Origin of the sequence: Sphingomonas sp. Leaf343 (genome assembly GCF_001423765.1) — a bacterium.
Classification (GTDB): domain Bacteria; phylum Pseudomonadota; class Alphaproteobacteria; order Sphingomonadales; family Sphingomonadaceae; genus Sphingomonas.
Map to the genome: position 1 here is coordinate 164,394 of NZ_LMPG01000014.1, position 12,498 is coordinate 176,891.

General features: G+C 69.5%; 16 protein-coding genes and 1 tRNA gene. All 17 read right to left on the bottom strand.

Features of this window, described 5'->3' with window-relative positions; translation table 11 throughout:
• Positions 1 to 14: 14 nt before the first annotated feature.
• Positions 15 to 656: a tetratricopeptide repeat protein gene (locus tag ASG07_RS13560; RefSeq protein WP_236694684.1), complete on the bottom strand. Its 642-nt coding sequence runs from the start codon at positions 654 to 656 to the stop codon at positions 15 to 17.
• Positions 653 to 1,054, bottom strand: a complete 402-nt coding sequence (locus ASG07_RS13565; protein WP_055847669.1) for a cytochrome c-type biogenesis protein — start codon at positions 1,052 to 1,054, stop codon at positions 653 to 655. The genes ASG07_RS13560 and ASG07_RS13565 overlap by 4 nt, the downstream gene beginning before the upstream one ends.
• Positions 1,051 to 1,578, bottom strand: a complete 528-nt coding sequence (locus ASG07_RS13570) for a redoxin family protein (RefSeq protein ID WP_055847674.1) — start codon at positions 1,576 to 1,578, stop codon at positions 1,051 to 1,053. Before ASG07_RS13570 ends, ASG07_RS13565 begins: the two co-directional genes overlap by 4 nt.
• Positions 1,575 to 3,488, bottom strand: a complete 1,914-nt coding sequence (locus ASG07_RS13575; protein ID WP_055847677.1) for a heme lyase CcmF/NrfE family subunit — start codon at positions 3,486 to 3,488, stop codon at positions 1,575 to 1,577. Before ASG07_RS13575 ends, ASG07_RS13570 begins: the two co-directional genes overlap by 4 nt.
• Positions 3,485 to 3,919 (bottom strand): cytochrome c maturation protein CcmE, encoded by a 435-nt coding sequence (gene ccmE / locus ASG07_RS13580; protein WP_055847680.1) that lies wholly within the window; start codon positions 3,917 to 3,919, stop codon positions 3,485 to 3,487. The genes ASG07_RS13575 and ccmE overlap by 4 nt, the downstream gene beginning before the upstream one ends.
• A gap of 117 nt (positions 3,920 to 4,036) precedes the next feature.
• A complete protein-coding gene (ccmC, locus tag ASG07_RS13585; RefSeq protein WP_055847683.1) occupies positions 4,037 to 4,762 on the bottom strand; it encodes a heme ABC transporter permease CcmC in 726 nt (241 codons plus the stop codon).
• A gap of 76 nt (positions 4,763 to 4,838) precedes the next feature.
• On the bottom strand, positions 4,839 to 5,885 hold the full coding sequence (locus ASG07_RS13590; protein ID WP_055847687.1) for a Leu/Phe/Val dehydrogenase: 1,047 nt from the start codon (positions 5,883 to 5,885) through the stop codon (positions 4,839 to 4,841).
• A 24-nt stretch (positions 5,886 to 5,909) separates the two neighbouring features.
• A tRNA-His gene (locus ASG07_RS13595) sits at positions 5,910 to 5,986 on the bottom strand.
• Positions 5,987 to 6,035: 49 nt separating this feature from the next.
• Positions 6,036 to 6,761, bottom strand: a complete 726-nt coding sequence (gene gspN / locus ASG07_RS13600; protein ID WP_055847690.1) for a type II secretion system protein N — start codon at positions 6,759 to 6,761, stop codon at positions 6,036 to 6,038.
• Entirely contained in the window at positions 6,758 to 7,231 is a 474-nt protein-coding gene (gene gspM, locus ASG07_RS13605; RefSeq protein WP_055847695.1) for a type II secretion system protein GspM, read from the bottom strand. Before gspM ends, gspN begins: the two co-directional genes overlap by 4 nt.
• Positions 7,228 to 8,304, bottom strand: a complete 1,077-nt coding sequence (gene gspL / locus ASG07_RS13610; RefSeq protein ID WP_055847699.1) for a type II secretion system protein GspL — start codon at positions 8,302 to 8,304, stop codon at positions 7,228 to 7,230. The genes gspM and gspL overlap by 4 nt, the downstream gene beginning before the upstream one ends.
• Positions 8,301 to 9,257 carry a type II secretion system minor pseudopilin GspK gene (gene gspK, locus ASG07_RS13615; protein WP_055848120.1) on the bottom strand — a complete coding sequence of 319 codons (957 nt, stop codon included), beginning with the start codon at positions 9,255 to 9,257 and terminating at the stop codon, positions 8,301 to 8,303. Before gspK ends, gspL begins: the two co-directional genes overlap by 4 nt.
• Complete coding sequence (gspJ, locus tag ASG07_RS13620) at positions 9,247 to 9,897, bottom strand: type II secretion system minor pseudopilin GspJ (RefSeq protein WP_236694685.1); 651 nt, start codon at positions 9,895 to 9,897, stop codon at positions 9,247 to 9,249. The genes gspK and gspJ overlap by 11 nt, the downstream gene beginning before the upstream one ends.
• 47 nt (positions 9,898 to 9,944) lie before the next feature.
• On the bottom strand, positions 9,945 to 10,331 hold the full coding sequence (gspI, locus tag ASG07_RS13625) for a type II secretion system minor pseudopilin GspI (protein ID WP_055847702.1): 387 nt from the start codon (positions 10,329 to 10,331) through the stop codon (positions 9,945 to 9,947).
• Positions 10,321 to 10,809 carry a GspH/FimT family pseudopilin gene (locus ASG07_RS13630; protein ID WP_055847706.1) on the bottom strand — a complete coding sequence of 163 codons (489 nt, stop codon included), beginning with the start codon at positions 10,807 to 10,809 and terminating at the stop codon, positions 10,321 to 10,323. The genes gspI and ASG07_RS13630 overlap by 11 nt, the downstream gene beginning before the upstream one ends.
• Positions 10,784 to 11,221 (bottom strand): type II secretion system major pseudopilin GspG, encoded by a 438-nt coding sequence (gene gspG / locus ASG07_RS13635; protein ID WP_055847710.1) that lies wholly within the window; start codon positions 11,219 to 11,221, stop codon positions 10,784 to 10,786. Before gspG ends, ASG07_RS13630 begins: the two co-directional genes overlap by 26 nt.
• 22 nt (positions 11,222 to 11,243) lie before the next feature.
• Entirely contained in the window at positions 11,244 to 12,467 is a 1,224-nt protein-coding gene (gene gspF / locus ASG07_RS13640; protein WP_055847713.1) for a type II secretion system inner membrane protein GspF, read from the bottom strand.
• Positions 12,468 to 12,498 lie beyond the last annotated feature (31 nt).

A 12,498-nucleotide genomic window follows, 5' to 3' on the forward strand; every position in this document is an offset into this window, starting at 1 on the left:
ACGCCCCATCGACGCTATTTAGCCCTGTCCGCCGCCGGGTCGACACTCAGTAGACGGTCCAGCAGCGCAAGCCGCTGCTCGATTGATACCCGATACGCCGCACCGGCCGGCGTCTTCGCCAATGCCCGTCGCCACGAGTCCCGCGCCGCCGGGAAGTCGTTGGAACGAACCTGCGCCACACCCAAAAAGAAATACGGTCCCGGATGCGCCGGCTCCAGTTGCCGCGCCCGGTCGAACGCGAAGCGCGCCGCAGGCGACAACTGCCGGTCATGCCGTGCCAGTGCGTCGCCCAGCGCGGTCCACAATTGCACGCTTCTCGGCGAGGTCCGGATTCCCCCAAGCAGCGCCTCCACCTCGTAGCGCGGATTGCCACCGCGGGAGAGCGCGTCGGCGGCGGTCAAATAGGCGCTCTCCGAACCATAGCGGCCGAACATGTCGGTGCGCAGGTTCGCCAGCGCCTCGTCGACGACCAGCGACTGGTTGTCCGGGGCTACCGGCGCGGCGGGCAGCGCCGGCCTGCCCTGCAACGCATACCCCGTCGTGCCGAGCATCAGCGCCGCGCCGACCATCGACCACAACAGACGGGGTACGCGCAACGCGACCATCGCACCGAACGCCGCCGCCGCGAGAACCGCCAGAACGATCCAGCCGATCACGTCCGCCGCCTCCGGAAGCTGCCGCGAGCGATCCACACGCCCGCCACCAGCAGCGCGACCGGCGTCAGCCAAAGCGCCGCGGTGGCCGTACCGAACGGCGGATCATAGCTGATATAGTCGCCATAGCGGTCGATCAGCCAGGCACGGATCGCCTCCGGCCGCTCACCGGCGCGGATACGCTGGCGGACCAGCGCGCGCATGTCGCTGGCCATCTGAGCGTCGCTGTCGGCGATCGACTGGCCCTGACAGACGACGCAGCGGAGCGTCTCCATCAAGCCCCGCGCCTGCGCCTCCTGCCCGGGATCGGCAAGTTGCGTGTCCGCATAGGCGGCGGGTGCGCTGGTCTGCGCCGCGACGGGGGCGGCGACCAGCGCCGCCAACAGGAGCGCGCGTCTCATCGGGCGGCGCGCCAGTCGGCGATGACCGCGTCGACCTGATCGGGCCGGATGTCGCCGACATATTGCTTTACGATCACGCCCTTGCCGTCGATCAGGAACGTCTCGGGCACGCCGGACGAGCCGAGCGACAATTGCACGGCACTCTGCCGGTCATCGCCGATCCGTGCATAGGGATCGCCATTGCGGGCAAGGAACCCCTGCACAGCGCGCGGGGTATCGCGGACGGCGATCGCGTCGATCGGCACCCCGGCGGCCTCCAGCTTCAGCAATTGCGGCGCTTCGGCGATGCACGGGATGCACCAGCTGGCGAAGACGTTGAGCAGGCGCGGCCCCTGCCCGCGCATCGAATCCGACGACAGGCCGGGCTTGGTTGGCACGGACGGGGCCAGCGTGAAGGCGGGCAGCGGCTTGCACGCCAGCGCCGACCGGACGGTGCGGTCGGCCGGCCGCATCAGGCCACTGGCGACGACGGCCACCAACAGCGCGAACGCACCGAGCGGCAGCCAGAGCAGCCAGCGTCTCATGCCCATGCCTCCACGCGCGGCCGGCGTTTGCGCAGGCGACCGACCAGCGACAGCGCGCCGCCAAGCGCGACGAGTCCGCCGCCGGCCCAGATCAACGTCACGAACGGCTTCCACCACAATCGCACCTGCCACCGACCGGTGCCGTCGGGCTGGCCAAGGACGGTGTAGAGCTGACCATCGAGCACGGTCATGATCGCCGACTCGCTGGTCGTGGTCGGTGGATCGGAGAAGGTGCGCGATTGCGGATAGAGTCGCGTCCTGTCGCCGTCGCGTTCGACGGTCAATCGCGCCTGCAATGCGGACCAGTTGTCGGCGACGACCGGGGAAATCCCATCGAGCGTCACCCGGTACGGGCCGACGCGCGTCGCATCACCGCCACGCAGCGCGATCAATCGCTCGACGGTGAAGGCCGAATCGCAGGCCATCCCGGCCAGGCTGACGGCGATGCCAAGATGCGCAACGACCATGCCCCAGGTGAAAAGCGGCGTCCGTCGCAGATCGCGACCCCATAGCGGGGCGACGCTGGCCACCGCCAGCCCGGCGGCGAGCGACAGGCCGAGCAGCGGCAGCACCCCGATCGGCATCGCGAAGACGACGAGCGCGGCGAAGGCGAACGCGGTGATCCCGATCGGCCAGACCGCGCGCACGATGAGCGCCTGCGCATCGTCGCGCCGCCAGCGGATCAGCGGACCGACCGCCATGACGACGATCAGGATCAACGCCAGCGGCCCCGCCGCCTTGTTGAAGAACGGCGGCCCGACCGACAATTGCACGCCGAACCCGGCCGCGACGATCGGATAGAGCGTGCCGATCAGGACGATACCGAGGATCACGGAGAGCAGCAGGTTGTTGGCGACGAGGCCGCCTTCGCGGCTGACGGGATCGAACGTCGTCCCCTGTCGCACCGTGCCGACCCGCGCCGCGAACAGGGCGAGCGCGCCGCCGATGTAGAGCGCGAGCAGCACGAGGATGAAGGCGCCCCGGCGTGGATCGACTGCGAAGGCGTGGACGCTGGTCAGGATACCGGAGCGAACGAGGAAGGTGCCCAGCATCGACATCGAAAAGGCGACGACCGCCAGCATCACCGTCCATGCGCGCAACCCGTCGCGGGTCGCCAGCACCGTCACCGAATGCAGGAGGGCGGTCGCCGCCAGCCACGGCATCAACGACGCATTCTCGACCGGGTCCCAGAACCACCAGCCGCCCCAGCCCAATTCGTAATAGGCCCAGTAGCTGCCGGCCGTGATCCCCAGCGTCAGGAAGATCCACGCGCCCAGCACCCATGGCCGCATCGCCCGTGCGAAGTCGCGCCCGACATCGCGGGTTACGAGCGCCCCCACCGCGAACGAGAACGCGACCGACAGCCCGACATAGCCCGCGTAGAGCGTCGGCGGGTGGAAGGCGAGGCCGGGGTCCTGCAACAGCGGGTTGAGGCCGGCGCCGTCGATGGCCGGCGGATTGAGCCGCGCGAACGGGTTGGAGGCGAACAGCAGGAAGGCGTAGAAGCCCAGCGCGATCGCTGCCTGCGCGCCGAGCGTCGCGATCAGCGTGCGCTCCGCCAGCGTCTTCTCGAACCAGGCCACGGCCCCGCCCGCGAGGCCGAGGATCGTGACCCACAGGAGCATCGACCCCTCGTGATTGCCCCATGCGCCGGCGACCTTGTAGACCCACGGCTTGGCGGAGTGGCTGTTCTCCGCAACCAGCTTCACCGACATGTCGGAGATCTGGAAGACGGCGATCAGCGCCAGCATGGCGATGCCGATCAGCGCACCCTGCACCAGCGCGACCGGCCGCACCGTGGCAAGGACGGGCGCCTCCCCCCGACGCAGACCGATCACCGCCAGCGCCAGTTGCAGCGCGGCGAGCGCAGCGGCGAGCCACAGCGCGGCAAGACCCAGTTCGGCGATCATTGTTCCAGCGTCTTCGTCTCGTGCATCTTGCCGGCCAGTTCCGGCGGCATGTATTTCTCGTCGTGCTTGGCGAGCAGGTTGCCGGCCACGAATGAGCCGTCAGGCTGGAACTGCCCCTCTGCGACGACGCCCGATCTTTCGCGGAACAGGTCGGGGACGATGCCGGCATAGGTGACGGATGTCGTCGCCTTGCCATCGGTCACGACGAACTGGACGGTCACGCCATCGGCGGCACGCATGACGGAGCCCGCCTCGACCATCCCGCCGAGCCGGACGGCGCGGCCCAGTGGCAGGCCGCTGCGGGCGACGTCGGACGGTGCGTAGAAGAATGCGGCCTGATCCTGCAGCGCCGACAAAGCCAGCACCGCCGCGACTGCGACCGCACCCAGCGCAAGCAGGACGAGCGTCATGCGTTGATGCTTCGCCTTCACGACCGCTTCTCAGCGCGCCGCATGGCGACGAACGACAGCCAGGCCAGCACCGCCGCACCGCCAAGCACCACCGCATAGGCCGCGGTCACGAAGGGCCAGGGGTTCATACCTGCCACCTCATGCCCGCGCCATCCGACGCATCCGCGCCTCCGCCTTCGCCTTCGCCAGCAGCGTTCGCATCCGCATCAGCACAATCGCGCCGAACAGGCAGGTGAAGCCCGCGAGCATGAACGGCAGCGGCCACAGGATCGATCCGGCTATGGTCGATCTGGTCAGCCCGATACTCGGCCCCTGATGCAGCGTATTCCACCAGATCACCGAATAGCGGATGATCGGCAGCAAAACCGTGCCAGCGATGCCGAACAGCGCCGGCACGCGTCCGTCGCCACCGCGATCCGCATCGGCACGGGCCAATGCGATATAGGCACAATAGACGAAGAACAGCAGCAGCATCGACGTCAGCCGCCCATCCCACTGCCAGTACGTTCCCCAGGTCGGTCGGCCCCAGATCGCACCGCTGACCAGACACAGCGCCGCGAACAGCGCCCCCGGCACGGCGATCGCCCGCGCGGCGATAGCGGCGAGCGGATGGCGCCAGACGAGGAGCGCGATCGAGGACAGCGCGATACCCGTCCATCCGCCCATGCCGAGCCACGCGGTCGGCACGTGGATGTACAGGATGCGGACACTCTCACCCTGAAGATAGTCGGGCGGCGTTTGGGTCAGGCCCGCCCAGCAGCCGATCGCGATTAGCACCACGCCCACCCAGAACAGGAGGGGCGTCAACGGGCGCGCGATCCGGATGAAGCGGGCGGGATTGGCGAGGGCGTGGAGCGTCGGCACTGAGCGATCGCTATTATGGTGAAAGTGACGCGCCGTCACGCGAGACTTGGAGAGGAGAGTGCTTCGCGTGATACCCTCAACGATCGATCAGGCGCTTCGCCAGTTGATCCGCCACGTCCGACGCCGGCTGACCGGTGCGGTCGCTTTCGTCCCAAACCTCGACCAGTCGCTCGGGGATGCGGGCGATACGGGCCATGACTTCGGACTCGTCGCCGTGGCCGAGATATTCAAGCCCGACATTGATGATCCCGCCCGCGTTGATGACATAATCGGGCGCGTAGAGGATGCCGCGATCGTGCAGCCGCTGCCCCTCGCCCCGTGTCGCGAGCTGGTTGTTGGCCCCGCCCGCGACGACCTTGGCGGTCAGTGCGGCGATGCTAGCCTCGGTCAGGATCGCGCCGAGCGCGTTGGGGCTGACGAGATCGACGTCCTGCGTCAGGATCGCTTCCGGCGATACGACGGTTGCGCCGAGTTCTCCGGCCATGCGGTTGGCACGACCCTCGTCGACATCGGCCAGCGTCAGGATCGCGCCGTCGTTGGCCAGCAACTTTGCAAGGCCGCCACCGACCGAGCCGAGGCCCTGCACGGCGACGCGGACGCCCTTCATGTCGGTCGCGCCGAGACCGCGTGCGGCAGCCGCCTTCACGCCGAGATAGACGCCATGGGCAGTGTAGGGACCGGGATCGCCACCCGCGGCGCCGCTGGCGACGGGCAGGCCGGAGACATATTTCGTCTGTCCGGCGATGATCTTCATCCGCTCTTCGGACATACCGACGTCTTCGGCGGTCACGTAACGGCCGCCGAGCGATTCGACCGATCGGCCGAATGCTTCGAGTTGCGCGCTGGTGATAACGTCGCCGGGCTTGGCCGCAAGCACGACGCCCTTGCCGCCACCCAGTTCCAGGCCGGCCATGGCGTTCTTGTAGCTCATGCCGCGCGACAGGCGCAGCGCATCGGTGATCGCGGCGTCGGTGGTCGCATAATGCCAGAAGCGGGCACCGCCGGCGGCCGGCCCAAGCGACGTCGAGTGGATCGCGATGACGGCCTGAAGACCCGACGCGGGGTCGGTGAACAGGTGGACGCCCTCATGGTCGTCGAAATCGGGAAAGCCCCAATCGGTCATCGCGGGTTCTCGGCTGTGAAGAAGTGGGGCGACCGACGGGACTTGAACCCGCAACTTCCGGCATCACAAGCCGACGCTCTAACCAATTGAACTACGGTCGCCGCGAAGAGCAGCGCCCCTAGCGTCCCTGACGGTCCGCCGTCAAGACCATCAGAAGCGACCTTCGACCGAAAGCCGATATCCGTCCGGTCCGGCGGTGAAGCCGCTGGCGGCCAGACGCTCGCCGGCAGCCGGATCGCTGGGGCGCAGCGACAGGTCGGCGCGGTAGCGACCGCCGCCCGATATCCGCAGGGCGATCGCCTCCCCGCCCCCGGCACTGGCGAGCGGCAGCAGGAGCGCGCCGGCATCGCACCGGGCGTTGCCGCTGACCGAAGAGGGCAGCGCGATGCCGGACGCCTCCCCCGCCAGCGTCGCGACGACACGGCCCTGCGCCGCGACGCACTGCCCATCCTGGAAACGCACCGTCAGCGCGTCGAGGTCGATCGCCGACACGGGTAGTGGCTGGAACGTCGACCCCGTCGCCAGACGCGCGGTAAAGCCGTCGATGCCCATGCCGCTGCGGCTGACGAACGCCTTGCCGGACAGCGGCGGCGCGCCGATCCCGCCGGGACCGGCGACGACGATCGTCGCGCGCCCCGTCAGCAGCGGCCACGGCGACAGGCGCGCGCGGAGGTCCCCCAGCGCGAGATCGCCGAACTTCACCTCCGACAGCGTCGCGCCCCAGATCGTGCCGCTGACAGCACGCGCCACGACGCCCTGATCGCCGACGCCGGCCCAACCGAGCACCAGCCGCATCGGCAGAAACACGACCAGCCCCAGCACCAGCATCGCGCCGAACAGCGCGGTGGGGCCGGTCGTCAGGCGGATGCGCTTCATTGCCCGCGGCTCCGCAGCACCAGCCGCGCGGCGACGGTGCGGTCGCCATTGTCCGTCAGCGCCGCGCTTTCGACGACCACGCCGCTGCGTTCCAGCCGGGCCAGCCAAGTCGACAGCGCCGCACCCCGCGCGGACGTGATCGCGACGCGAACGCCGTCGCCGCCGCCGTCGGGATCGATACTGGCGAGCGGAAAGCCGGCCTCTTCGGCGCGGGTACGGACGATCTCCGTCAGCGTGCCGACGATCGGCGGCGCACGTCGGGCCTGCCGCAGCGAGTCGACCAGATTGTGCGTCTCGCCCAGCCGGATCACCGCGGCCGCATGCCGTTCCCGCGCGCTCGACAGCGCATCGGCGGCGGGGCGGATGACGAGGCCCCAGACGATCGTCACGACGGCGAGCGCGGCCATCACCAGCAACAATCTCTGCTCGCGCTTCGACCGCTGCCCGAACCATGTCTTCAGCGCGATCATGGCGCGGTCACGGTCAGTTCGCCGCTGACGCGAGTGCCGTTTGCGACGAACGTGCTGGCGCGGACGGTGAAGCCCGCGCGTTCCAGCGCCCGTTTCAGGTCGGTCGCCGCCGATTCGCGTTCGGTCGCCACCGACAGCCGCAGCGCGCCGTCGTTGGTGAAGTCCAGCCCGGTCAGCTCGGTCTGCGGCACCGCGCGCACCGCGGCGAAGGCAGCGGCGGCAGTGGTGGAGAAGCCCGCGCCGGGGCCGAACGTCCGCCGCTGACGCTCGGTCAGTTGCCGAGAGGGATCGGTCACCGTCTCGCCGCGCGGCAGCGCCGTGGCGGCGAGCGCGTCGGCCTTCGCCTCGAGCCGGTCGGCGGCGAAGCTGTATTTGGCGAGCCGCACCAGCGAAATGGCCAGCGTCACCGCCAGCAGGGCCAGCGCCATCACCGCGAGCCGGCGAACCAGCCGCCAGTCGATCGCGAAACCGCGCCGCCGCGCGAATACTCCCTGCCGCAGGTCCAGCGCCGGCTCCGCCGCCGCCCGGAACAGCGCTGCATCCAGTGCCGCGCGGTCCAGCGGTTGCGGCGGCGTGTCACCGGTGACGAGGTCGGTCAGCCGCGCCTCGTCCGCGAAGCCGGCAGTGCGGCCGCGCACCACGCCCTGTCCGCCGATATCGGCACGGATATATCCGTCGTCGGGGCGCGGCAGCAGCATCGGTGCGGGGATCATCGCCACCGGATCGACGCCCGCGCCGGCGAGCTGCGCCAGCCACGCCTGCATCGTGCCCGCGCCGACGACGCCGATCGGGCGCTCGGCCCCTTCGCCCTCGCTACCGACCGCGACGTGAAGTTCCCCGACGGGCGCGGCGCTCGCCTCCGCCGCCAGCAGGCGTGCCGCGGCGATCCCCTGTGCCGCAGAGCGGGTCGGCAGGTCCGCCCAGTGCAATGTCACGGCGTCGGCGGGTGTGACCGCGACGATCGGATCGTCGCCCTGCGGCACGCCGTCACCGCGCGCCATCGTGCCGCCGTCGCCGACGCGCAGCCAGCGGAATCCGGTATCGCCGGTGGGGAGGAACAACAGCGTGGTCATGTATCCTCGCCCCATTGCCGCGAGACGAGCCGGACGGGAAGCCTCGTCGCGTCGATCAATGCTCTTTCCTCCAGCGCAGCTCCCGGCACCGTCACGTCGATCCGGAGCCGGAACCAAGTGGAGGTGAACGCGATCTGCTGGCTGCCGGCATTGGCGAGGCCGCCGAAGACCGCGTTTGCATCACCATATCCCTGCGGGGGGCGCCGCATCAGCAGCGCGCGCGCCGCGTCGACCGACAGCGTGTCCGGGCCGACCATCGCCAGCAACGGAGCCTGTTCGGGCAGCAGCGTGTTGACGTTGATCGTCGACGGCTCGGTCGTCGGCAGCGCGCAGATCCACGGGCGAAGCGCCTCGTATATTTCCGGGGTCACGCCCGACACCGCGCGCAGCTCGCTGGGGTCGGCCATCAGCGTGCCCGACGTCCGGTAACCGCTGTACCGCGCATCCTCGGCCCCGGCCGCCTGCTGGTCCTGATCGGTGTCGATCCAGTCCGCGGCCCCGCCGGACACCTGTTGCGCCACCTGTTGCGGAATGCCGAGCAACCCCATCAGCCGGGTGAACCGCACCCGTTGCGTGATGTCGCCGGACGAATAGATGCCGGGCGCGACCTGCGTCACGAGGCCGTTGAGGTTGAAGCAATTGCCGCCGTCGGTCACGCGCGCGGTCGCCAACCCGCCGCCCGGTAGCGGCAGGCCAAAGGGCTGGTCGCTCCACCCCCCCGCCAGCGTGATCCGCTTCGGGCTGCGTTCGAGCAGCGTGCCGACCCGGACGGCCGCCATTGCCTCCGCCGCGACGGCATACGCGCGCGCCTGCTCCCCCGCGGCGGCGTTGGCCGCCAAGCGGGTGGACAGGCGCAGCTTCTCCAGCGCGCCGCCCGCCATGACCGCGATCACGGCGACCAGCATCAGCACGGTCAACAGCGCCGCGCCCTTTTCGCGGGGATCAACTTTCATCGTCGGGCCGTGCGGGAGGTGGCGGCGCATAGCCGGTGCCGATCAGGAACATCGCGCGATACGCGGTGCCGTCGCGGCGCGTCATTCGCATCTCCATCGCCTGCGGCAGCGGGATGCCGCCCGCGCCATCCCATCGATCGCTCCACGCCCCGTTGAAGCGATAGCGGAGCGTCAGGTCGCGGACGCCAGTCAGCATCGGCGTGGCGGATAGCGGCGCGGCACCGTCGATCTGCGGATAGCCGATCCGCTGGAGCGTCCCGTCGACGATCTGCCACACCAGCTTCTGCGCGCCCGGTCGCGCAGCGGCATCGATATTGGTCCAGCCGCCGCGCACCATCGCCACGCTCCCGTTCTCGCCGACAAACGCCGGACGCAACGTGCCCGATTCGTCGCGTGCCGCCCTTGGCAGCGCCTGCGCCAGATCGGCCGAGAGGGCGGTAATCGTTCGCACCAGCGCCGCGCCGTCGTCCAGCCGCTTCGTCGTCGCCGCCTGCGCCCGAATGCTGAACGACAGGATCGCTACGCCCGCCGCCGCGATCATCCCGAAGATCATCAGCGAGACCATGACCTCGACCAGCGTGAAGCCGTGTTCGGCGGAGTGCCTCATCGGTGCGAAGCCATATTCGGCAGAGCGCCCCATCGGTGCGAAGCCGTGTCGGGCGGAATATCGCTTGGATACAGCGTGGGTCATGTGGTCAGCACCGGAATGCTCGGGGGCCGGACCATCGTGAAGCGGCCGACGACCTGCCCGCGACGATTGGCGACCGCGACGTCGATGCGAACCACGCGTGCGTCGCCGACCGACGACACCTGCCGCGTCCACCGCCACGCGCGACCACCATTCGTCTCCGCGCCGGACGTGCGGCCCGGCATCGGAGCCTCCGCCTCCGTCAGCGCGTCCAGCGCGACGTTGCGAGCGACGAGTTCGGCGGCGACATCCTCGTCGATGATGCTCGCGCCGCGCACGGTCGCACTTTCGAGGCGGACCAGTGCCAGTGCGGCGAGGCTGAAGACCGCCAGCGCGACCATGATTTCGATGAGCGTGAAGCCCTGTTCCCGGAGCTTACTGCGCATCGGCGCGAACCTCTCCGTCGGCGCCGATGCTGACCAGAGCGTCGGCGGTACCCCGCGCCAGCCGGATGTCCGCGCCGCGATCGGCGGTGCCGGTCGGGTCGAACGTCACGCGCACCCGGCCGCTGGCGTCGGGAATGCTGGCGCGCGTCCCTTCCGACCAGCGTTCGACCCGCAGCGGCTTTTCCGACAGCGGGACCCACGCTCCGTCGCTGTGCCGGTCGAAGCCATAGCCGCCGCTGGTGATCCACAGGCTGACCGGCGTGCCACCGACGATCGCGACATCGCGTGCCGCCTTGATCCGCGCGGCGAAGCGCAGCCCCTCGTCCAGCACGCGACCCCGGGGATCGGGCATGACGAACGCGACGACGGCCGCCGACAGGCCGATGATCGTGACGACGATCATCAGCTCGATCAGCGTGAAGCCGCGTTCGCCGGAGCGGTCGCGGTGGCGCCTACTGCCAGCTGCCGATATCGGCATTGATCCCCTCGCCGCCTTCCTTGCCGTCCGCGCCATAGGTCCAGACATCGGCCTCGCCATGCTGACCGGGCGATGCGTAGAGATACGGCTTGCCCCACGGATCGTCGGGCAGCCGCTTGATATAGCCGCCCTGCTGATAGCGGGAGGCATCGACGCCGGCCGGCGCACTGACCAGCGCGTTCAGGCCCTGTGCGGTGGTCGGAAAGACGCTCATCTGAAGGCGATAAAGTTCCAGCCCGCCCTCGATCTGCGCGATGTCGGCCTTCGCCTTCTGTATGCGCGCGGTGTCGCCCGATGGCAGCACGTTGAGCGCCACGATCGTCGCGAGCAGGCCGATGATGACGATCACGACCATCAGTTCGACGAGCGTGAAGCCGTTACGCTTCGGCGGCTTCTTGTCCTTGATACGCATGTGACCTCTCATTGTCCCGCCGCTACCCGCCGGCAAGCGTGTTCAGTTGCAGGATCGGCAGCAGGATGGACAGCACGATCGTCGCGACGATGCCGCCCATGATGACGATGATCGCCGGCTCCAGCAGCGACAGGGCGGTTGCGGTGAACCGATCGAACTCGCGCTCCAGATAGTCGGCGGCGCGTTCCAGCATCTCGTCCAGCCGCCCCGCCGCCTCTCCCGATGCCGCCAGATACGTCAGCAGCGGCGGAAAGACGCCCGCACGCCGCATCGCCGCCGACAGGCTGCCGCCGCCGCGGATCGCCTCGACGATGTCGTCGGACGCGACGCGAAGCCGGCGATTGTGGATCGTGCCCGCGGTCAGCATCAGTCCGTCGAGCAGCGGCAGGCGACTGGCGACCATCGTCCCCAGCGTCCGTGCCATCCGCGCCGCGTGCAGATCGCGCAGCAGCCGCCCGATCAGTGGAATGCGCAATAGCCAGCTGTCGAAAGCGAGCCGGATCGGCGGCTGTTTCAGCGCCTGCCACAGCACCACGCCCGCCAGCGCCACCACCAGCAGCATCGCCCACCACCACCCGACCAGCAGGTCGGAAAAGGCGATGACCATGCGCGTCAGGAACGGAAGCTCCTGCCCGACCGTGTCGAACTGCTCCACCACCTGCGGCACGACGAACATCATCAGCGCCGTGACGACGCCGAGCGCGACGATCGCGAGGATCGCGGGATACGCGAGCGCGGTGATGAGCTTGCCGCGGATTTCCGCCTGCCGTTCCAGCAACGCCGCCAGCCGGTCGAGGATCGTCGGCAACGTGCCCGAACTCTCGCCCGCGGCGACCATCGCGCGGTAGAGCGGGGGGAAGCTCTTCGGCTCGCGCGCCATCGAATCGGCGAGACGGCGACCCTCGACGACGCCGACATGCACCTCCGCGACGATCGCGCGGACGCTGTCCTGCTCGGTCTGGCGGGTGATCGTGCGGAGCGATTCCTCCAGCGGGGATACGCGGTTGAGCGTCGCGAGCTGGCGCGTGAATAGCGTCAATTGCTTGCCGCTCATCTTCGCGCGACCCAGCTTGAGCCCGAACAGCGGCCGCGCCGTCGCGACCGGCGGCGAACCGGGTTCGAGACGCACGACGTACAGCCGCTGCCGGTCGAGCGCCGTCCGGGCGGCGTCGATCGACGCGGCGGCGACATGCCCGCGCTTTTCCGCACCGCGCGTGTCGATTGCGATATAGTCGAAGTCAGCCACTGGCTGAGCCCCTCCACTTCAGGAGAGGGGC

What these genes read in the sequence shown, in the direction of transcription:
- ASG07_RS13565 (WP_055847669.1), bottom strand. Translation starts at nt 1,054, where the DNA reads ATGAGACGCGCGCTCCTGTTGGCGGCGCTGGTCGCCGCCCCCGTCGCG.
- ASG07_RS13570 (WP_055847674.1), bottom strand. Translation starts at nt 1,578, where the DNA reads ATGAGACGCTGGCTGCTCTGGCTGCCGCTCGGTGCGTTCGCGCTGTTG.
- ASG07_RS13575 (WP_055847677.1), bottom strand. Translation starts at nt 3,488, where the DNA reads ATGATCGCCGAACTGGGTCTTGCCGCGCTGTGGCTCGCCGCTGCGCTC.
- ASG07_RS13590 (WP_055847687.1), bottom strand. Translation starts at nt 5,885, where the DNA reads ATGACCGATTGGGGCTTTCCCGATTTCGACGACCATGAGGGCGTCCAC.
- gspN (WP_055847690.1), bottom strand. Translation starts at nt 6,761, where the DNA reads ATGAAGCGCATCCGCCTGACGACCGGCCCCACCGCGCTGTTCGGCGCG.
- gspM (WP_055847695.1), bottom strand. Translation starts at nt 7,231, where the DNA reads ATGATCGCGCTGAAGACATGGTTCGGGCAGCGGTCGAAGCGCGAGCAG.
- gspL (WP_055847699.1), bottom strand. Translation starts at nt 8,304, where the DNA reads ATGACCACGCTGTTGTTCCTCCCCACCGGCGATACCGGATTCCGCTGG.
- gspK (WP_055848120.1), bottom strand. Translation starts at nt 9,257, where the DNA reads ATGAAAGTTGATCCCCGCGAAAAGGGCGCGGCGCTGTTGACCGTGCTG.
- gspJ (WP_236694685.1), bottom strand. Translation starts at nt 9,897, where the DNA reads ATGGGGCGCTCTGCCGAATATGGCTTCGCACCGATGAGGCACTCCGCC.
- gspI (WP_055847702.1), bottom strand. Translation starts at nt 10,331, where the DNA reads ATGCGCAGTAAGCTCCGGGAACAGGGCTTCACGCTCATCGAAATCATG.
- ASG07_RS13630 (WP_055847706.1), bottom strand. Translation starts at nt 10,809, where the DNA reads ATGCCGATATCGGCAGCTGGCAGTAGGCGCCACCGCGACCGCTCCGGC.
- gspG (WP_055847710.1), bottom strand. Translation starts at nt 11,221, where the DNA reads ATGCGTATCAAGGACAAGAAGCCGCCGAAGCGTAACGGCTTCACGCTC.